Raw genomic sequence first — 20,523 nt, 5'->3', positions numbered from 1 at the left:
GCTTGGCTGCTTCCCGCTCGCCGTCCTGTGGCTGGAGCCTTCATGTCCGACCTGTCGCCCATCCCCGCACTACCACCCGCCCCGCCCGCACAGACACCTCAGCCCGGCTGGTGGTCACGCCTGATCCACCGCCGCGCGGCCCGCGAAGCCCGCGCCGCCCGCGAGCAGGCGCGGCTCCTCGCCGCCCACCACGCCTGGACCACCGAACGCGCCCGCCGCGCGCAGATCGACATCGTCCTCGCCGGCTACCACCTCGGCCCCGTTCCCTACGGCTACCTACCCCTGCGCGTCGGCCCCGCCAAGCAGCGCCGCGTCCGACTCGTCGTCGACCCGGGACCCGCCTCCGTCGTCGCCGCGATCTACCACTGGCGCATCGACGACCGGCTCACCCCCACCGCGATCACAACCCGCCTCCGCGGCCTCGCTCACCCCACCCTCGCCCCGATCGACCCCACCACCGGCTTCCCCCGGCCCTGGACATCAGGCACCGTCGCCCGCATCCTCGCCAACCCCGTCTACACCGGCGCCGCTGTCTGGGGCCGTACCCAGGCCGGCCGGCCCGTCCCACCCGACCTGTGGATCATCCGCCCCGGCGCCCACCAGCCCATCATCGACGGACGAACCTTCCACCACGTCCAACTCCTCGCACCCCGCGGCGCCGGCATCTTCAGCGCCCAGCTTCCGCCCTGGGAGTTCCCCCGCGACCAGTCGGCGGATTCCGGCGGCGGTTCCAGCAGCGACAGGCCTATCGCGTGAGGCCACCGTCAGCGGCATTGGTGGATCCATTTGCGCGGAGGCGGCAGGTATACGGTGTGAAGGAATTCGGCGAGCTCTCTCCAGGGAAAGGGCTTGGGCTCACTCCTTGCCGCCGTGGGGAATTGCCGGCTATCGTGCTCAGGTACACCCGGTGATCGGCGCGAGAAAAGCCGAGGAAAACGCGGTCAGCGTCGTGATGCCCGCTGAGGAGCCCCGTGTCACGCCGGCCTTCGCCCTTGCTCTGCTCCGTGTCCTTCGCACCGTTCACAGGAGGCGGGCCAGCGAGAACGCGACCCCGACCAGCCGCGTCGACCATGCGGAAGCGAGGAAGAAAGGATCCAACCGATGATCAGATTTGCGTTCGAAGGTCGGTGCTCGACCGAGGACCAGCAGGATCCAGAGTCATCACGAGCATGGCAGAAGACTCGAGCGAAAGCGCTGATCGAACCGCACGGCGGGGAGATCGTCGCCGAGTACTTCGATGCCGGGCAGTCGCGGGCAGTGCCCTGGCAGCGCAGGCCGCGAGCAAACGATCTTCTGCAGGCACTGAAGGACCCGAACCGGGGCTTTGAGGCGGTCGTGATCGGGGAGCCACAGCGAGCCTTCTACGGCAACCAGTTCGGCCTGGTGTTCCCCTTGTTCAGCCACTACGGGGTGCCGCTGTGGGTGCCGGAGGTCGGGGGGCCGATCGACCCGAACAACGAGGCCCATGACCTGATCATGTCCGTGTTCGGGGGGATGTCGAAGGGGGAGCGCAATCGGGTCAAGGTCCGGGTGCGTGCCGCCATGGCCGCCCAGGCTCAGGTCGAGGGACGTTTCCTCGGCGGCCGGCCGCCCTACGGCTACCGACTGATCGATCTCGGCCCCCATCCCAACCCGGCCAAGGCAGCCGACGGCCGTCGGCTGCACGGCCTCGCGCTCGACGAGCAGGCCGCCCCGATCGTCGTCCGGATCTTCACCGAGTTCCTGCGTGGCAGCGGCCTGTTCGCCATCGCCGAAGGGCTGACTGGTGACGGGATCCCCAGCCCGTCGGCTCACGACCCGGCCCGCAACTCCCACCGCACGGGCAGGGCATGGTCGAAAGGCGCTGTCCGGGCGATCCTCATCAACCCGCGCTACACCGGCCGGCAGGTCTGGAACCGGCAGCGTAAGGATGAGGTGCTCCTCGACGTCGAGGACGTCGGCCTCGGTCACACGACCAAGCTGCGCTGGAACCCGAAGGACACGTGGATCTGGTCGGAGGACGCCGTCCACCCGGAGATCATCGATCCTGAGACGTTCACCCAGGCCCAGGAGCTCCTCGCCGCCCGGGGACGAGGCCCCGGAGATCAGAAGCGGCCACGCACCCGCCGCCCGTATGCGTTGCGCGGCTCGCTCTACTGCGGTGTCTGCAACCGCAAGATGCAGGGACACACCGTCCGCGACGACGCCTACTACCGCTGCCGATACCCGCAGGAGTACGCCCTCGCGAACACGATCAGCCATCCGATCAACGTCTTCGTCCGCGAGGACCTCATCCTGCCGGCCCTGGACCAGTGGGTGGCTCGCGCGCTCGCACCCCCGCGTCTGGCCGACACCCTCGAGGCCATGGTCACAGCCCAGGCCACACCGTCATCCCACGACCCCGCCCTCGAGCAGGCACGCCGGAAGATCGAGGAGAGCAACTCCAAGCTGGCCAGCTACCGGGCTGCCCTCGACGCCGGCGCCGACCCCGCGGTCGTCACCGGCTGGATCGCCCAGACCCAGGCCGAGAAGACCACTGCGGAACGGACGCTGCGAGAGGCAAGGAAGAGCGAGGAGCGGACGCTCACCCGCGGGGAGATCAGTACCATGGTCGCAGCGCTCGGTGACGTGGCTACCGCGCTCGCCGAGGCCGAGCCCGCAGAGAAGGCTGATCTGTACCGCCAGCTCGACCTGCGACTGACCTACCAACCCACCACCAACACAGTAAGGGCCGAGATGAAGATCAGCTCAACCTACTGTGGGGTAATGGATCGTGTCCGAGGGAGGACTCGGCCACTACGCCCACGCCCTTGAGCAGCGCGGGCGCCTTCTAGTCGGTCATCCGGCGGGCGACCGGTAGCGGCCGGCGCCCGCTTCAGCCAGGACCAGCCGGCGGTGGGTACGGGAGTCCGTCAGCACCGCTCGCGCTAACGCTCCCCCGACCCGCATCAGCAGCCCGCGGGTCCACCGGGCCGGGCACGTACGGGATGGACGCGAGGCCTGGCCGGCGCGGCTGTCGTCCGTCACCAGGTCGAGGACGTCGATGATCTGACCGGCACCGGAAAACTCGAGCCGCCCCGGCCCACACCCTCAGGCTGATCCGCGGCCACGGATCAGGAGAGCCGGTCAAAGGGACGGCTGCCGGGTGCGTGCACGGAGGCCACACAGTGGACCGCAACAAGGACGTCAGGGTACCTCTGGAGCGTCGATCTCAAGGATCGTGACATCGCCGGGACGGGGATCCCGCCCCAGGACAAGTCGATGGTGCTCCCGGCCGTGCGCAACGCAGGTGGGTAAGCGTAGGTCACCATCCACAGATGATCGATCGCCTGGCAGCGGACTGTCATGCGGCACGGAGCCAGACGCAGGCTGGGTACACCGGTTCACGCCGCACACGTGATCACCCATCACCGCACCTCCCGTGCACATGTCCTCGCGGGAACCGTAGTCCTGGTAGCCGCGCAGAGCAGAGAATCTCACGAACCTACCCGGACGACCGACGGATTATGAGACCGTCCGCCCGGATGTCCGTCCAGGCCGATTTGTGCTACCCGACCCCGTCCAGGCAGGTCAGCCGTTTCGGCCGATGCTGGCCTCGCCGCCCTCTGCCGGTCAGTGCCGGTCACTTCGGCATCAACTCGGCATCACCACTCCCCCGCCCAAGCTTCGCTCTCCGCAACTTTCGTGCGCCCGGCGCCTCTCTGTGGTCCGGCTCGCCTGGGCGAAGCGGAGCTCGCCGCCAAGAGCATTGATCTCTATGAACTCGTCCGCGTGCGCGCAGCGCGCCAGCGGCACCCCGGCCTCGGCGGACAGCTGCCAGGTCAGCACGACGACCTCAGTCGCTCGAGTTCGGGCGCGAGCTCGACAGCAAGTCGACGTCCGATCGTCGGTGTCGTCCCCGTGAACCGGCCGCATTGCCGACGGCACTCACCCTGTCGCGCACGGTATGCTGCAATATAAGGTGGCCCAGTGTAGGGGGTGCATTGAGCGGTCACAACACCGAAAGACCATCGAGGACGCCGGGCATCTACTGACGCAAATGTGCCGGGTCAACGCGGCACCGTCGGTACTGCGACACGAGTACACCTATCTGCGCTTCGCCTACACCGTCTACCGGGCTTGAAGATCGCTTTGGATCCGGCGTAGATGGACAGCCTGCAAGCCCCCAAACCGCGACGGCTAGACACCCAGACATAACCCGTCGACTTCGATCCAGTTGACTCCTAAGACTTCACCGAGACGACCGCAGAAGCGGTCGTGCAGGCGATGACGTCCCAGCCCAGGAAGAGGAATCATGTTTGGACGACCGAAGGCCCCAACCTCTTCGTCACCGGATCTCATCGTAGATACGCCGATCGAGGCAGAGCTCATCGTCGATGCCTCCGAAGCAACGGGATCTTGGCAGCTTATACGCTTCCCTCCAGGCCAGGAAGCCAGATTTACGACGAGTTGGCTCCGCAGCGGTCGGGTAGAGATGATGATCGCAGGTCGACCGTTTGTCGCGGAGACAGGTTTCGGTGGAGGAATCCGCATCACGGAGCCGATGGGAAGGGAACCGCTGGCCGCATGGCCAGGCGGACGCCGCAGCACGGTACACCTTTCAGACGGGTCTGACCTACGATGGTTCTTTCCACGTCTTTCACGTCACGGATATTGTTTCGTGCGGGGGTCAGCCGAAATCGTCCGGGTCGGATCCAGTGGGACAGCCTTCATTTACTCGAGTGGCGACCGTACGCAAACCGGATTAGCACCTACCGAGCCATACGGTCTTACGCTGGTTGCACTAGGCTGGACTCTCCGCCTGATTGAAACTGGAGGCTTGGCGCGCGACCATTGATGCCTCTGATTCCTCCTTGTTCGCGACGTCAAATTTGCCGAGGATCGCCAGGTCAGGACCGAAAATTTGTTCGATCTACTAGTGGTTGCTGCACGGCCGCAACCACTAGACAGGGACCAAGTCCTCGACCCGGATCCCGCCCGCTCCACGCACCTCGAACACACCGGCCTCCACTTCCACAGACCTGGCCCGCATCTGCTCAGCTGATTGCGCGTCCGGCCACACCGTGTCCATCGACCACAGCACCTGAATAAGGTCCGTAGCGCGGAGGTCTGCCCTGCTGAGGTTCGCGCCGCGAAGGTCCGCGCCAGTGAGGTTCGCGCCACGGAGGTCCGCGACGATGAGGCTCGCGCCGGTAAGGTTCGCCCTGGTGAGGTCCGCGCCGCGAAGGTCCGCGCCGTCGAGGTTCGCCCTGGTCAGGTCCGCGCCGCGAAGGTCCGCGACGATGAGGTCCGCGCCGACAAGGTTCTCGCCGCGGAGATCCGCGTCCGCCCTGATCCACCGCGGAGCGAAGGCGGGCGTAGTGCGGCCCAGCGCAGCAAGTAGCCGATCAGATCGGCGAGCCACCAGCGGTTTGGTACTGGCGAAGGCGGGAGTGGTACGGCCCAGCGCAGCGAAGAGTTGGGCGACGAAGCCGGAGCGTTCCATGTCCATCATCCGCCAGCACCGATCTCGCGGGTCGATTGTGGCTGTTCCGCCGGCAACTCGGAGGCGGCCGGCGGGGAGCTCTTCTGCGGAGACACGGGTGTGCCTACGGGCACCTGGCTGGCAAGCTTCTCCACAATCAGGGGTGCAGCGATCCCGACAGCAAGTGCTCCGAACGGGCCGTTGACCTGATGGTCGGTTCCCGCGGCGAACGCGAGTCCTGCCCCAGCAGCGAGGCGCAGCAGCACCGCTAGCAGCATAGGTGCAAGAGCAGGCTCCCCCTCCGCCCGCCACGGGAAATCACGGGTTCTGCGGATTGCGGCCTGCCACTCCACGGCCTCCACCAGGAACCCACCCAGCAGCCCCATCAGGGCGTAGCTCACCCCGTTCACAGCCGCTGAGCGTAACTTGGTCAAAGGCATATATGGAAGATAGCTGGTGCCGATCGGTGCGGGACCATCTCGCCATGTGCGGTCATCGCCGCCCAGGACAGTCGCGGGCGGTCGAGCCCCTGCGCCGGCCTGACCCTCTACGGAGTCCTCCGCACACTCCAGACCCTGCTCGCCGTCTGGACCGGCGCCTGCCCCACCTGCCAGCAACCCTTCAACCACCCACCTTCCATAATCATTCACCCACCCGGAGTCACCTAACGAAGTCCTACTAGCCGCGGATCGTGGTCCCGGCGGCCGTCGCGCACACGTTGAGGATCTCTTCATGCAGGCGTTAAGCGGATCGAAGGCCTGGTGCTGGGGCCGTCCGGTGATGGTGGCGAGTTGACGGAGCCGGCGCAGGGTGGTGGTGTCCAGGGCGGCCCGGATCGCCTGCGCGACGCCGTCAAACCCGGCGAGCGTGGCGCGCCATCCCGCGTCATCGTGAAGCTGCTCGACGGTCAGCGGACACACGTGGACGCAATCAGCAGGTCCGGCTGAAGGCGGCGGACTCGCGAGCGACCATGGTGGCCATCCTTTCCACCAGTCATCCCGCTGGCGGCTCCTCCCAACGCGGCCCACCGCCGACGGCGGCGATCAGACGTCCGGCCCCGCCCCCGGCGACAGCATGGATGAGTTTCACAGTGCCTCTGCTGTGCTGATCGTCCACCGGCACTGGGACGAATACTCGCCGCCTCCATCGACCATGTCGATGCCGCCGCGGGACTGCCCCCATGGTCCTCCGCTGTCGTTCTCACGCGTGCGCCGTGGCCCGGAATCGGGTCACAGCGCGTCGCATCACGCTCTCGGCGGTTTCGGTAGCCGCCATGAAGTCCGCATGCAGACTCGGCGGGGTGGGGCCTTGCCCGAGCCCGGCAGACCGCATGGCGTCGAGCAGCGCAGTGCGTCCGGTGGTGGTCAATGCGGTGTCGCGGGTCTCGTGGGCAAGCAGGTCGCGGGCGATGTGGGCGTCGCCGGTGATGAGTGCCTGTCGGGCGAGGCGGGTGGTGATGCGGCGCGCGGCGGGTGCGGAGATGCCGTCGGCGAGATCGATCACGGTGAGTCCCAGTCAGGACTGGAAGGCTCCGGCGCTGGCCGCAGCCGGCAGAGCTGAGCAGCAGTGGATCATCGCGGCAACGCTGTGGTTGGCTGTTCTGCGGGCCAATCGGCCGCACAGGACGGTCAAACAGGCCGCGACAGCAATCTCCCAAGGTTTTCGGCAGGCTCGCTGTTGTCGAGGACGGTCTGGGCAGCGGTGAGCCGGCCGCCGGCACAGTGTGCCAGAACGACTGCCTGTCGGCCGTCGAGGAGGCGCCGGCCGACCCCGTGATTCGCCTCGGCGTGTACGGCGGCCTGCTCCCAGCGCCCGGCTGCGGCGAGGGCCCGCGTTCCGTCGGCGAGCAGCACCGTCCACAGCCAGTGGCGAAGTGCCCGACGGTCGTCTGGTGTGAGGGTGAGCCGCCCAGCGGAGACAAGGATGCCGTCGATGACGACGTCGATGCCTTCGGCGATGCCATGGACGAGGATGCGGAGCAGGTCGAGGGCTTGGTCGCTGTGGCCGTCGCGGATGTGCAGGCGGGCGAGGTTGACGAGGGGTTCGAGGGAGCCGCCCACGCTGACACCTCCGACATCTTGGCCAGTAATGACGGACGGCGACCAGTCCAGTCGGGACAGAGAGTGGGCTGCCACCGGCTCGGACCAGCCGACGCCCGAGGTGCCGCCAGCCGCCTAATGGCTCTACCCTGCGTCACGCCGGAGGTCGCCGCGCTGGACGTCGGTCCGGCGAAACGGTGGTCGGGCGGCGGAACGGTTGTCAGGGAGGGACGGAGAAAAGTTCGACCTGGTGCTGCCATCGATTTGACACCTCCCAGTGGCGGACCTATAAGGTAAGAAAACACCGACGCGGGGTGGAGCAGCTCGGTAGCTCGCTGGGCTCATAACCCAGAGGTCGCAGGTTCAAATCCTGCCCCCGCTACCAGATGAACTCGACTTTCGCATTTTCCATGATCGTCTAATGGCTTGATTTTGGGTGTGTTGAATTATCTTGTTGAGGGGTTTGGCTGGGTCGTGCGGGGGGTCGGTCCGGGCTGCTGGGGGCCTGTGTCGGCGGGCTTTTCGAGGGTGCGGGGCCGCGCCGGGCCGGGTCGCGGGCTGTTTCAGGCGGCGAGGGCGGAGTCGGTGGTGGCCCAGGCGAGTCGGAGGGTGTGGATTTCCGCGTCGGTCGGGTGCGCGGGCCGTGTCGGCCGATATTGGGCGGTGATCAGGACGCGGCGGAGCTTGGCGGCCAGGTCAGTGGTGGAGGGCCTGGTCTTGCTGGTGTGCCAGGGGGCGCGGGTGCGGTGGTCGGCGACGTCGCCGTCGTGGTGGCCGGCGGTGAGGTACCAGACGAAGGCGAGGGTCTGGCAGGTCAGGCCGAACGGGACGGTGCGCTCGACCGCGGCGGCGAGCCGGTTGCGGGCCTCGCCGACCCCGAAGATCTGCTTCGCGTCGGCGATCGCGACCTCGATCGACCAGCGAGCGGCGTAGCGGGCGACGAGATCGGCGGCCTTGGCCAGGGCGTCGGTGGTGACGAGCGCCAGGTCGTAGGTGGCGGCTCTTTCGCTGTCGCGGACGAGGACGACGGTGACGGGCCTTGGGCCGAACACGCCGTACCACAGGCAGCGGATCACGGCGAGGTGGACGGTCTCGGTCCGGCCGTAGCGGGTCACGGTCGTCGGCCGGAACGCCGCGGTCGCGGCGAGCTGGGTCAGGCTGGGCAGCCGGTCACCTTTCAGGCGGGGCCGGCCGCGCCGCCCGGTCCGGGGCGGGGCGGGAGCGAACAGGGCGGCGTCGCGGCGCAGCCGGGTCGTCCAGGTCACGGTGTCGGGCAGGGTACGCAGCTCGTCGCCGGCGTAGGCGGCGTCCGCGACGGCGTGGATCTGGCGTCCGGGGAACGCCGCGGCGAGCCGCTCGAGGGCGCGGGCCGCCAGCCAGAGCCGCGAGGCCGAGACGGTGTCCTTACGGACCAGGCGGGCCAGGACCGGCAGGCAGACCGGGCGGCCGAGCAGCGCCACCGGCACGACGAGGCCGACGATGACCCAGTTGTTCCCGAAGCCGACCTGCCGGTCGCCTTTCGCGGAGCCGTCGTGGAACCAGCCCACGGCCCAGACCTTCCTACCCGCCCGGTGGAACAGGGTGTCATCGACCACGACGGTCAGCGGCCCGGCCGGGACGAGCCGGTCGACGACGAGCCGGGCGAGTGCCAGACCGACCTGGTCGGCCGACCAGACCGCCCGCGCGAAGAACCGGTGCGCCCGGTCATGCGGCCACAGCGCCGACAGGCCCGCGCCGACGAGCATCCCGCACACTGTCCGCCGCCCGCCCGCGGCGAGCATCCCGACGACGAGCGCCCGAAACGCCCGGAACGACGGCGCTGTGAAACACGACCGGAAACCCTCCAACAGCACCGCGAGAGAAACCGGTATCGTGACATCCGGGAGCATCGGCGTCCACTCTTTCGAGTTGGTACAGGAAGCGTCGATGCTCCCGCTACCAGCCCTCCGAGCTGGCCTTCCACCCCTCCGCCACACGCCGTGATACCACCGGCAGACACCAGGAAATCAGTCCACCACACGCAATCCAATCAATCATCCAGCCGTTATCGGCCGCCGATCCCGATCAAGAAAACTGCGAAACTCTAGAGATGAAAGAAGCTTCCTGATATTTGTCAGGGAGCTTCTTTCATTTTTCGGGAACAACGCGCCTGTCATCGCGTTTTCGGTCCGTCCTGGCGGCCCGAGTCAACGGCGCCGGCGGACCGGGACGGGTACAAGCGGGCCCCGTCGTGGCCGGAGTTACCGCCATCCAGCGTTCCATGCGGGAAGCGGTCCCGGACGAGGACGTCGGCGGGCTGATCCGCGGAGAGAAGGTCGGGTGGGACGGGCTGCGGGCCGCGCAGGCCGCCGCGCTGCACATGGATCACCACCGCGCGGGCCGCCGACCTGCCTCACCTACATGCCTTCACCCGCGGCCTCGAACTCGACCGCGACGCCGTCACGGCCGCACTCGCCCTGCCCTACCACAACGGCGGCACCGAAGGCGTCAACACCAAAACCAAAAGGATCATGCGCCAGATGCACGGCAGAGCAGGCTTCCCGCTCCTCCGACACCGGATCCTGCTCGGCTAACTCTCCGTCACCACTGCATCTGCGACAGACCCGTCGTCATGACACGCCCACGGGGACGGGCTGCTGGTCGGCCACGTCGAGGTCGACCGTAAGAGCAACGAGACGACAGCGTTCCAGCCGCTGCTCGCGCCGATGGACCTGGCCGACACGGTCGTCACCTTCGATGCCCTCCACAGCGGCCGGGCGAACCTCGAATGGCTCGTCACGGCGAAGAAAGCCCACTACCTGGCCGTGATCAAAGCCAACCAGCCGCGGTTGTTCGCCCAGCTCAAGGCCCTGCCATGGGCTGACATCCCGGTCGCCGACGTCACCCGCGACCACGGCCACGGCCGTGACGAGACCCGCACGGTGAAGGCCACCACCGCGGCCCGCCTGGACTTCCCCCACGCGGCGCAGGCCATCCGGATCCACCGCTGGCGCCGCGAGACCGGCAAAGCCCCCAACCGCCAGACCGTCTACGCGGTCACCGACCTGACCTTCCACCAGGCCGGCGGCGCCCTGCTGGGCGATCTCGCCCGGTCGCACTGGCACGTGGAGAACAAGGCGCACCACACTCGAGACGTGTCCTTCCGCGAGGACCACTCCACCGTCCGGACCGGCAACGCGCCGATGAACCTCGCGACCCTACGCTCCGCCGTCATCAACGCCCTACGCCAGGTCGGCTACGCCCTCATCCCACCCGGCCGACGTGATCACACCACCCCGACCGCCGCCCTCGATCTCCACAGCTTCCCCTGACAAACCGGGCAGACCCCCCACATGAAGGAGCCCTGACAGGTTGACGGGTTCCGTGACTCACCCGGCTGTCAGGTATCGACACTCGTTCAACTCAGAGGCGCGGTTATAGTAGTTGGCCTGTCACTCTTCGCGTATAGTGCCCGGGGGTTCGGCTGTTGCCCCAGCGGTCACCGCGAGGATCGCGGCATGTGGGGAGCGGCGTCCCCGCGGGCTTGTCGCCGACCGATGTGTCCCCGCGCGGCATTGCGCCCGCATTCCTGGGCCGCACACCCCGACCGGTCAGGCGGCTCTCCTCCCGAGCTCGAGATACTCGAGCAGTCTCGCTACCTGCCAGTATGGCTGCCCGCAGAGCGGCTTCAGGCCCTGACGGCTTGCGTTCGTCGAGGCTCAGCCCGAACGGCTTCACCAGATGATCATGAGATCGGGTTGCCTATGAACAGCGCCGCCGAGGCTCCGCGCTCGGCCGACCGGCCCGACGGACCTTCCTGAGGCGGGTATGGCATGCTTGACCCATGGGGGATCCTGCCTGGAAGTATGATATCGCGCTGTCATATTCACATGCCCAAAGTTCCTACGTCGACGGCGTGGCCGCGGACCTGAAGGCTGCGGGCCTGCGCATCTTCTACGACGTCGACCAGCAGGTCGAGCTGCTCGGGAAGTTTCTCCCCGAGGCACTGTCGCAGATCTACAACGAGGAAGCCGCGCTGGTCGTCCTCTTCGTCTCCGCGGACTACGCCACGAGCAACTGGACGAACGTGGAGCGGCGGGCGGCGCTCGACCGGGCCGTGCGGGAGCGGCGGGAGTACATGCTGCCGCTCCGGTTCGACGGAACCCGGCTCCCGGGCCTGCTGGACAGCGTCGTCTATCTGGATCTGCAGACGATGACCACCGCGACGTGCGCGAGGATACTGATCGCGAAGTGGGAGGCGATGGGACTGTCGGCGACGTGAACGGTGAGGGCCTCATGTCGAATGGTCGGCCCCGCCAGGCGCGGCCCTATCCAGTGGGCTTCTCGTTTTCCGAGGCGGATCGTGACTATGTCGCAATGGTGGCTGGCGGCCTGGCTGCGCGCGGGATTCGACGGTACTATGATCGTGATCTTGTTTCCATGGTTGATATGTGGGGAAAGTTCAATCCGGAAGCGATCGTCGAGCTCTTCCGTGACAGCTTCGCGACGGTGATTGTTTTTGTCTCCGCAGAGTATCTGGGCGATGACCACGCGCGGGTGCAGTATCGCGCGGCGCTCGATCGGGCGACTCGCGAATCAACGGAGTACGTGCTTCCGGTGCGACTCGGTAGAAGCCCGCTGACGGCGGCGCTCAGCCCGCTTAAGGCCATCGATGCCGATGGCTTCTCCGTGGATGAGATCGTCGATTTTATTGTTACCAAGCTGGTCGCTCTCGGGATCGTCGACCCGGCAACCGTCAAGGTGGACGCGAAGGCGCGCCCTGCTGGTGCTGTGGTCGCCGCGGCGCCCGCTGCCGACGCGGTCGAGTTGGACGGGTATGTGCGTGCTGCTTATCTGGCCGAGGTGACCGAGGCGCGGCTCCTGCTCGGCCTGCCGCCGCTGATGCGGTGGAGCCGGGCCGAGCTCGGGATGGGGCGTCCCGCGATTGAGGCGTGGGCTTTCCAGGACGACCCCGAGATCCGGCATCGGGGAGAGACGCTCCTCGCCCTCGATGCAGCGGTTGCCGCGAAGCCGGTTGTCACGGCCGTCGGCGGACGGGATCTCAGCCTCCCGAGGGCGCTCTACGGCATGTACCGAGGCGCGGTCCACCGGCCGCCCGAGCAAGGGGAGTCGCTCGACATGCTCCTCGTCGAGGCTGCGCTTGCCACCTCCGTCGAGCGGCGCACGAGACCAGGCCACCCGCTCCCACCGCTGGCCCGCTTCGTCCTCTGTATCGCCGCGCACCAGGGCCGGGATCTGACGGATCCGGCCCTTCAGAGCTGGATCGACGAGCTCGGTCTGAACCGTCCGGACGCCGCGAAGTATCTCGGTGGCTACGTGCGGCCATCCTGGCTGCTCATCGAACTCGGCGACGAGGCCGAATGGCTCAAGGAGACACAGCCAAAGTGGATCAGGGCGGGCATGGTCGGACCCGACCTCGACGTACAGGATGCGGAGGAGTGCCGGGGCGAGGAGGATCTGCTGGGCGCGTTGCGCCGCCTCTTGGATCGGCTGCCCTGGCCGCGAGGCCTCGTCGTGGACATCATGGCCCCCCGGGTCCTGTTGGACCACGGCGTTGAGGATCTGGAGATCGTCCCCTTCGCCGACGAATACCAACCGTTGAGCTCATGGCACCGACCACGACTGCGCTGGTCGCGACGCTGGGTGGCACAGCCCGGTGGCCGCATCTCCAACCTCAGAAACCTCTTTCAGGACCGGGTGGAAGCTGGAGACTGGTCTCTCGACCCGTTGCTGTTGCGCGCCGAAGATCACGACGACCGCAGGGGAATCGAGGCCTGGCTACATTCTCAGGCGGCCCATCCGTTGATCCTGGCTGAACCGTCCGGCACCCCCGTCGTCGACGTCCTGAAAATAATTCTGATCCGCGGATGCGGATTTGTGCTCTGGTATCCGGATGGCGGCGAGGGGACGGCTGCGGCTGACCTGAAGACGACAAAAGGCGTTGGGGTGCCGGTCCGCAGGCATGAAACTCCAGACCATCTGGACGTCAGCCCGTCCCGCAGAGTGGTGATCTGGGACGACCCGGACGGCCGGGCGGGTTTTTCCATGCGCGACGTGGGTGCGGTTCGTGTCGCGCTCGACTTCGCCGGCGGCTGAGCTCCCCGAAAGGAAGGAAAACGCGCATGCCCTGGGAAATCTTCCGCGGCTCAGACCAGACGCCTCCGGGCGAACCGAAGGGCCCAGACGGGACCCCGCGCTCGCCGCTGGTTCCGGACGGACGTCCGGCCTGGTCCGCGATCCCACCTCCGCCGCCGTGGCGTGGAGGAGTCGGTTCGGCCGCCGAGTCCCGACCCGCGGGCTTCCGGACCACGCCGGCCTTGGTTGAAGCGGTGAACGCGGCGCTCCACCTGCGCCGGCCCCTGCTCCTCACCGGTCTACCCGGCTCGGGTAAGTCGACCCTGATTGAGATGATCGCCGCACAGCTCGATCTGGGGCCGGTGCTGCGGTGGCACGTGACGTCGAAGAGCGTTCTCGACGACGCGCTGTTCCAGTACGACGCACTTGGCCGCCTGCAGGCCACTCAGATGGCGGCGGCAGCCGCGCAGGCGAAGATCGCCGATCCAGCGGTGGCAGGCCTCGACCCTGGTGGCACGGACGTGGCGACCTTCGTCACCCTGGGACCGTTGGGTACGGCCCTTGCCAGTGCGGACCGGCCTCGCGCGGTCCTGATCGACGAGATCGACAAGAGCGACCTTGACCTTCCCGGCGACCTCCTCAACGTGCTGGAACGGGGCGAGTTCTCCATCCCGCCCCTCATCCGAGACGCCGCCGCCCGTAGGGGAGACACCGACAAGCCGGTACAGCACCAGGTGACAGGAGCAGACCTGGAGGCATATACGGTCGTCTCGGGTGTGGTGCGCACCAGCCATTTTCCCGTGATCGTGTTCACCAGCAATGGCGAGCGCACCTTTCCGCCGCCTTTTCTCCGCCGCTGCGTGTCCTTCACGATGCCGAAACCGAACGCGGCGTTCCTGACCGAGATCGTCGCCGAACATCTGGGAACCGACGCCGCCGCCCGCGAACGCGCGACCATCGAGGAGTTCGCGAGCCGGATCACCCATGACAACCTCGCGGTCGACCAACTCCTCAACCTGGTCTACCTGACGACCGGAGACGCGGCTCCGGACTCCGCGACCAGGGAGACACTGAGAACGCTGCTGCTCACTGAACTCGGCGGCCGATGACCCAGAGGCCACCGGTCGACGAAGCCAAGCCGCAGGGCGCCCAGGCCTCTCCGGCCGGAGGCTCTGGCCTTCTGCGCGCGCTCGCCGAGACGATGCTCGCCGCGAGACTTCCGCTACAGCCGCAGGAACTGGCCGATGTGGTCTGGTTGCTCGCTGCGCGGGCGACCGATCCAGTCTGGTCGGCAGAGACAGTCGAGCCGGCCCGACCTGCCCGCCCCGACTATGGACCCGGCCGCGCCGACGGCCCCACATCCTCCGCATCCATCCCGCACGAGTCCGGCGCGCCCGGCCACCCCGCTACGCCCGTCTTCCCGGCGGTCGCCGGATCGGGGACCTCTGGGCTCGCCGCGGCCGAGGTCGGGCTTCCGCAGCCAAGTCCGATCCCGGACGCTTTGGCGATCACACGGGCACTGCGGCCGTTCAAACGGATTCGCGAGCCAGGCCCTCCGGTGCTCGACCTGGACGCGACGATCGAAGCGACAGCTCAGGCACGAGGCACCCTGGTCCCGGTCCTGCGGTCCACCTTCCGTCGACGCCTCGACGTTGCTCTCGTCGTCGACGGACGCAAGTCACTGGGGCTGTGGGACACGACGTTCACTGCGCTTGAGCGTGTCCTCGCGCAGGTGGGGGCCTTTCGGTCGGTAGCCCGCTGGGAGCTGGTGGCAGGCGACGCCGTACCAGGAGCGTCGGACGCCCCAACACACCCAGATTCATCGCGCGCTGGGACGCAGACCGCCTCCAGGTCAGTCCTGATCAGAGACGCTGGTGGGCAGGAACATCCGGCTGATCGCCTGATCGACCCGTCGGGTCGACGGCTGGTACTCCTCGTCACCGACACCGTCGGCCGGCAGTGGTACGACCAGCGGTACTGGGCTGTCCTCGAACGGTGGGGTCAGTCGATGCCGACAACCATCCTCCACTTGCTGCCTGAGCACTACTGGTCGGACACCGCGCTCGGGGACGAGCGGGTCAACATCCGCACTCCCTGGCCGGCCAGCCCGAACGCCGTGTTCGACATCGCGGTCCCATGGTGGGCGACGGACGACCTCGAAGATCAGCATGAGGCGCTGCAAATGGCCGTCCCGATCGTGCCGCTGACGGCACCATCGATCGCAGGGTGGGCGGATGCTGTGGCCGGGGGCGGCACCGGCCGAGTGACGGCCGCGCTCATCGGGCTCCGGCCAACACCCCCCAACGTCGCCAACATCGCAATCACCCCCACCGACCGGGTGCGTGCCTTTCGCCGCCGGGCCTCGCCCGGCGCGCAGCGGCTTGCCGAGACGCTCGCTATCGCACCTGTCCTGACCCGACCGCTCATTCAGCTTCTGAGAGACACGCTCCCGCCATCCCCCACCGCCGTCCTCGAGTTGGCCGAAGTCCTCGTCGGCGGACTCCTGATACAGGATCCCGGTGCTCCCGACACGAACAGGCTGCCGAGAGCAACGGGCAACAGCGGCAGGCAGCCGTCCGAAGAGGTCATTCTTCGCTTCCGGCCTGGCATCGCCGAGCTACTGACGTCGACATCAAGCGTGGGCCACGCCTGGCGGACATTCGCCGCCGTCACCCGGCACCTCAACACCTCGACCGACGTCGCCTCCGGGACGTTGACCGGCCTCGTGCTCGACGCCGCCGGTACGGCGCGGCGAGACCCGGCACTGCAGCCGTTCGCGGAGCTGTACACCGCGCTCGCTGGCCGCCTCGGACTCTCCGCTCCTCGGACGCCGGGCGCCGCGGTCATCACCGGCACTGCCAACCCGGTTACGGCATCTCCCGCGGGACCGTCCTTGTCGGCGGCGCCGACACAGCCGGAGCGCACGGATGCGACCAGCCGCGACGCGTCCGCTGCGCACAACTCCTCCTCGCGGGTAGGCGATGGCACGTCACCGGTAGCCGCTGACCCCCCCGTACACGTGAGTCTGTTCTGCCTGGATGTCCATGGCTACGGCCGCTACCGGTTGCAGGAGCAACTCGACCTTCGGGCCGGCCTGACCGGGATCGTGGACACGGCGATGCAGCGGGCCGGGCTGGTCGGCGAGCTGGTGCTACTGCGGCAGGACAGCGAAGCCGGCTGCCTAGCCGCCATCGACGGTGCTGCGGTCCCCAAGGCGACGCTGGCCAGTGACTTCGTCCGCGAGCTTAGAATCGCAGTGCGGCAGTACAACGAGCTCCAAGCGGTAGAGGGCCGGCTGCGCCTGCGGATGTCCCTGCACCATGGTCAGGTCATTCTTTCTGGGGATGGCATGGCAGGCGCAGCGGTAGTGGCCACCGCTCGCCTGGTCGAGGCGGAAAGCCTCCGCAGCCTACTCAACCGCTACCCCGGCGCCGATCTTGCGCTCGCGCTGTCCCCGAAGTTCTACCTAGACGCCGTGGCTGAGCATCTTCGCGGCCTCGACCCGGAGGACTTCCGCGAAGTGTCGCTAGCGGTCGGCAACCAGGCTGCGGGCACAGCGTGGGTCACCGCACCCGGCTACGGAGCGAGCCGTTCCGCAGCCGGTGATCGGCTGCCGCAAGTCGAGCAAGCGCCGCCCGAGAAGCAGGTGACCCCGGCTAGCCACCTTCGCGCGGTCGACGACCCGGTCAGCGTGTTCGGTCTCGAGGGGATCGATCTGGACCAGGTCGGAGCCGGACACGCGGTGGACCTTCTGCGTCAGTCGTTGCGTACTGGGGACTCCGCGACGCTGAATGCCGCCATCGAAATTCTCCGCCGAATGGTGAGCAGCACTTCCACCGACCATCCCGACCGCGCCGCGATGCTGTCCAACCTCGGCGTCGCCCTACAGAGCCGGTTCGAACGAACCGGGCAGCTTACCGACCTGGACACCGCGATTAGCAGCGGCCAGGCGGCCGTTGATGCCACCCCCACCGACCACCCCAACCGCTCCATGTACCTGTCCAGCCTCGGCGTCGCTCTGCAGCGCCGGTTTGAACGGGCCGGGCAGCTTACCGACCTGGACACCGCGATCAGCACCATCCAGGCTGCCGTCGACGCCACCCCCACCAACCACCCCAACCGCGCCGCGATGCTGTCCAACCTCGGCGTCGCCCTACAGAGCCGGTTTGAACGGACCGGGCAGCTTACCGACCTGGACACCGCGATCAGCACCATCCAGGCTGCCGTCGACGCTACCCTCGACAACCATCCCGACCGCGCCATGTTCCTATCCAGCCTCGGTGTCACTCTGCGTATCCGGTTTGAACGGACCGGGCAGCTCGCCGACCTGGACACCGCGATTAGCAGCGGCCAGGCGGCCGTTGATGCCACCCCCACCGACCACCCCAACCGCTCCATGTACCTGTCCAGCCTCGGCGTCGCCCTACAGAGCCGGTTTGAACGGACCGGGCAGCTTACCGACCTGGACACCGCGATCAGCACCATCCAGGCTGCCGTCGACGCCACCCCCACTGACCACCCCGACCGCGCCGGACGGCTGTCCAGCCTCGGCGTCGCCCTACAGAGCCGGTTTGAACGGACCGGGCAGCTTACCGACCTGGACACCGCGATCAGCACCATCCAGGCTGCCGTCGACGCCACCCCCACCAACCACCCCAACCGGGCCGCGATGCTGTCCAACCTCAGCGTCGCCCTGCAGAGCCGGTTCACACGGACCGCGCAGCTCACCGACCTCGACGCATCGATTACCAGCGGCCAGGCCGCTATCGACGCCACCCCCATCAACCACCCCAACCGCGCCGGGCGGCTGTCCAACCTCGAACTCGTCCTGCAGTACCAGGCACAGACTGGCGGGATCAACGACCTAGACGAAGCAATCGACGTCGGTCGGGACCTGGTGAGCAGCACCCCCACCGGGACGCTCGAAGCAGCCCGCGCGATCCGTCCCTATCTCACCAACTGGTTCACACCGCAGGACGCCGCCGACCTCGACGCACAATTGAGAGATTTTCTCGCCGCAGCCTCTACCGACCGAGTCGATCTCACGCAGCTGCACGTACTGCTCGACGCGCATCCGCATACTCGCCGGTTTCTACGTGACGTTCTCGCCGACGCACCGCACTACCGGCCCCCTGATCAGCAACCCCGCTACCAGCGCACCTCCCACGTTGACTCCCACGGTAACCCAGCCCCGGTCGCTTCCGACCGGTACGTCTGCCCTCGCGGCGACTACACCTGGTACCGGCCCGATCCCAGCACCCCGGTCCCCGACTGCCCCGCCCACCAGATAACCCTCACTATAACGCCGGCCGAGGATATCTGATCAGAGAGCGATCCTCGTCTGTTAACTAGATATCAGGGTGAGGATTTTGGGTGCCGTATCTGGCAGTAAACTCTAACTTTGAGCGTTATTCATATGTCACCATCCGAGTCGGTAGAACTCGAGGCGGGTGACGATGCGGATGATGTTGGGGAGTTCGGTGAGTAGGCCGCGGTAGCCGGTGGCGAGGATTTTCCAGTTCTTGAGGTGGGCGATGGCGCGTTCGACGGCTGAGCGGCGGGCGGAGATGGTTCTGTTGACGGTTTTCTGGTAGTCGGTGAGTTCGTCGTTCTTCGGTTTTTTGGTGGGGTGGGTTTCGGTGGTGCCCTGGTAGGCTGTGGGGTGTCAGAACTCGGCCACCGGTGTTGATCTGGGGTTTTAGGCGGCTCGTTCGTATTCGTTGATCAGGCCGCCGAGGACGGGCTGGCGTTTGATCCGTTCCTGGGTCAGGTCCGCGACGGGGTGATCAGGCCGTGGTGGTTGAAGGCCGCGGCCGCGGTGGGGTCGTCGTCCGTTGTAGTGCCGTGCGTACTCGGCCAAGACAACGCGCAGGTGCCGCTCACCGAAGATCAGCATCCGGTCGGTGACCTCGGTTCGGACGGTTCGCACGAACCGTTCCGCGTAGGCGTTCGCTCGTGGGGTTCGGGGTGGGATCTTGACGGTGGCGATGCCGGCGTCGGCGAGGACCGCGTCGAACGACGCGGTGAACTGACAGTGGAGTCCACCGACGTGGTGTACGGAGGGTGACCCCGAGGATGTGGACGGTGCGGGAGCCAACCTCGATGACGAAGAAACAGTACAGACGCCGCAACGTCAGCGCGCAGTCCACGTGGAAGAAGTCCACGGCCAGCATCGTCGACGCCTGCGTACGCAGGAACTGCCGCCACGTCGTGTCGGTCTGCCGTTTCGGAGCCGGGGGCAGCCCCAGGAACGTCAGGACCCGGCGGATCGTGGACGCGCTCACCTGGTGGCCGAGCTTGAGGAGCTCGCCCTGGATGCGCTGGTATCCCCACGTCGTGTTCTCGGTCGCGAGCCGCTCGATGAGGGTCACGATCTCCGTGGCGACCGGAGGCCGTCCCGTCCGCTGCGGATGGATCCATTTCCGTGTGACCAGACGGCGATGCCACCGCAGGACGGTCCCCGGGGTGACCAGCCGGTGCGTTCGCAGTGCCCTGGGCAGGAGCCGGATCAGGGCGGCGAGGACCGCCCGGTCCGCCCAGTCCCACTGGGGCTTGGGCTGGGTACGGCACAGCACCGTGACCTCATGCCGCAGCACGAGCAGCTCGATGTCCTTCGACGCCGACGAACGACCAAGCAGGACCAGCCAGCCACACACCCGCACGAAGATCAGATAGAGCAGGCGTACGGACATAGCTGACCATCATGCCGGCTGCCGCACCGTCGCATCACCCCAGCTCACGGGCCCAGGCCGACTTCTGGCACCCTACAGGCTCCCGTTTGGGAGCCGGGTCGTCGGACACCTTCGATCTACAGCGTGTCCGCAGGGGCTCCAGCGGCACAACCGTGCGGCGCGAAAACGCCAGCCTGTGACTGACCTGCGGCCCTCGACTTGTAATCGAAAGGTTAGAACGTGTTTGAGAATGCGGACTGGTGACGGTGTGTGATCTTGCGGGGTGTGCGATGGG

At 67.4% G+C, this 20,523-nt stretch carries 12 protein-coding genes, 1 tRNA gene and 3 pseudogenes; 9 read left to right on the top strand and 7 right to left on the bottom strand.

The genetic code is table 11. The features are described from left to right. Positions 1-42 precede the first annotated feature (42 nt). Positions 43-756, top strand: a complete 714-nt coding sequence (locus AC6EXY_RS24785; protein WP_499818232.1) for a recombinase family protein — start codon at positions 43-45, stop codon at positions 754-756. Positions 757-1,101: 345 nt separating this feature from the next. Then, complete coding sequence (locus tag AC6EXY_RS24780) at positions 1,102-2,793, top strand: recombinase family protein (protein WP_499818231.1); 1,692 nt, start codon at positions 1,102-1,104, stop codon at positions 2,791-2,793. 2,128 nt (positions 2,794-4,921) lie between these two features. Here AC6EXY_RS24780 and AC6EXY_RS24775 read toward each other — a convergent pair. The 4 genes from AC6EXY_RS24775 to AC6EXY_RS24760 all read right to left on the bottom strand — a co-directional run bounded on the left by AC6EXY_RS24775 (position 4,922) and on the right by AC6EXY_RS24760 (position 7,503). Continuing rightward, positions 4,922-5,464 carry a pentapeptide repeat-containing protein gene (locus AC6EXY_RS24775; RefSeq protein WP_499818230.1) on the bottom strand — a complete coding sequence of 181 codons (543 nt, stop codon included), beginning with the start codon at positions 5,462-5,464 and terminating at the stop codon, positions 4,922-4,924. Positions 5,465-5,469: 5 nt separating this feature from the next. Then, complete coding sequence (locus AC6EXY_RS24770; protein ID WP_499818229.1) at positions 5,470-5,844, bottom strand: hypothetical protein; 375 nt, start codon at positions 5,842-5,844, stop codon at positions 5,470-5,472. A gap of 799 nt (positions 5,845-6,643) precedes the next feature. Then, the gene (locus AC6EXY_RS24765; protein ID WP_499818227.1) at positions 6,644-6,946 is read right to left on the bottom strand and encodes a hypothetical protein; all 303 of its coding nucleotides are present in this window, start codon (positions 6,944-6,946) and stop codon (positions 6,644-6,646) included. A gap of 125 nt (positions 6,947-7,071) precedes the next feature. Continuing rightward, a complete protein-coding gene (locus AC6EXY_RS24760; protein ID WP_499818226.1) occupies positions 7,072-7,503 on the bottom strand; it encodes a hypothetical protein in 432 nt (143 codons plus the stop codon). Between the two features lie 287 nt (positions 7,504-7,790). On the opposite strand from AC6EXY_RS24760, the gene AC6EXY_RS24755 reads away from it, so the two are divergent. Further along, positions 7,791-7,867 (top strand) — tRNA-Met (locus AC6EXY_RS24755). A gap of 178 nt (positions 7,868-8,045) precedes the next feature. Here the strand turns inward: AC6EXY_RS24755 and AC6EXY_RS24750 are convergent. Beyond that, positions 8,046-9,371, bottom strand: coding sequence for an IS701 family transposase (locus AC6EXY_RS24750; protein WP_243407913.1), 1,326 nt, complete (start codon positions 9,369-9,371; stop codon positions 8,046-8,048). A gap of 471 nt (positions 9,372-9,842) precedes the next feature. Between AC6EXY_RS24750 and AC6EXY_RS24745 the strand changes: the two are divergent. The 6 genes and pseudogenes from AC6EXY_RS24745 to AC6EXY_RS24720 form a co-directional block, all read left to right on the top strand. Next, positions 9,843-10,055, top strand: a pseudogene (locus AC6EXY_RS24745) (transposase); the annotation flags it as partial. 60 nt (positions 10,056-10,115) lie between these two features. Further along, the gene (locus tag AC6EXY_RS24740) at positions 10,116-10,793 is read left to right on the top strand and encodes an ISAs1 family transposase (protein ID WP_499818237.1); all 678 of its coding nucleotides are present in this window, start codon (positions 10,116-10,118) and stop codon (positions 10,791-10,793) included. A 512-nt stretch (positions 10,794-11,305) separates the two neighbouring features. After that, on the top strand, positions 11,306-11,743 hold the full coding sequence (locus AC6EXY_RS24735) for a TIR domain-containing protein (RefSeq protein ID WP_499818225.1): 438 nt from the start codon (positions 11,306-11,308) through the stop codon (positions 11,741-11,743). Further along, the gene (locus AC6EXY_RS24730) at positions 11,740-13,578 is read left to right on the top strand and encodes a TIR domain-containing protein (protein WP_499818224.1); all 1,839 of its coding nucleotides are present in this window, start codon (positions 11,740-11,742) and stop codon (positions 13,576-13,578) included. Before AC6EXY_RS24735 ends, AC6EXY_RS24730 begins: the two co-directional genes overlap by 4 nt. A gap of 233 nt (positions 13,579-13,811) precedes the next feature. After that, entirely contained in the window at positions 13,812-14,666 is an 855-nt protein-coding gene (locus tag AC6EXY_RS24725; protein ID WP_499818223.1) for an AAA family ATPase, read from the top strand. Beyond that, complete coding sequence (locus AC6EXY_RS24720) at positions 14,663-18,880, top strand: SAV_2336 N-terminal domain-related protein (protein WP_499818222.1); 4,218 nt, start codon at positions 14,663-14,665, stop codon at positions 18,878-18,880. The genes AC6EXY_RS24725 and AC6EXY_RS24720 overlap by 4 nt, the downstream gene beginning before the upstream one ends. 96 nt (positions 18,881-18,976) lie before the next feature. Here the strand turns inward: AC6EXY_RS24720 and AC6EXY_RS24715 are convergent. Together AC6EXY_RS24715 and AC6EXY_RS24710 are read right to left on the bottom strand one after the other, a co-directional pair. Beyond that, positions 18,977-19,198 (bottom strand): annotated as a pseudogene (locus tag AC6EXY_RS24715) (transposase family protein); the annotation flags it as partial. A gap of 57 nt (positions 19,199-19,255) precedes the next feature. Then, positions 19,256-20,249 (bottom strand): annotated as a pseudogene (locus AC6EXY_RS24710) (integrase core domain-containing protein). Positions 20,250-20,523: the final 274 nt, after the last annotated feature.

The organism is Frankia sp. RB5 (assembly GCF_059816245.1).
This window is presented reverse-complemented; position numbering and strand designations above follow the sequence as displayed.

Coding starts and splice junctions, on each gene's coding strand:
- AC6EXY_RS24785 (WP_499818232.1), top strand. CDS start 43: ATGTCCGACCTGTCGCCCATCCCCGCACTACCACCCGCCCCGCCCGCA.
- AC6EXY_RS24780 (WP_499818231.1), top strand. CDS start 1,102: ATGATCAGATTTGCGTTCGAAGGTCGGTGCTCGACCGAGGACCAGCAG.
- AC6EXY_RS24775 (WP_499818230.1), bottom strand. CDS start 5,464: ATGGAACGCTCCGGCTTCGTCGCCCAACTCTTCGCTGCGCTGGGCCGT.
- AC6EXY_RS24750 (WP_243407913.1), bottom strand. CDS start 9,371: ATGCTCCCGGATGTCACGATACCGGTTTCTCTCGCGGTGCTGTTGGAG.
- AC6EXY_RS24735 (WP_499818225.1), top strand. CDS start 11,306: ATGGGGGATCCTGCCTGGAAGTATGATATCGCGCTGTCATATTCACAT.
- AC6EXY_RS24720 (WP_499818222.1), top strand. CDS start 14,663: ATGACCCAGAGGCCACCGGTCGACGAAGCCAAGCCGCAGGGCGCCCAG.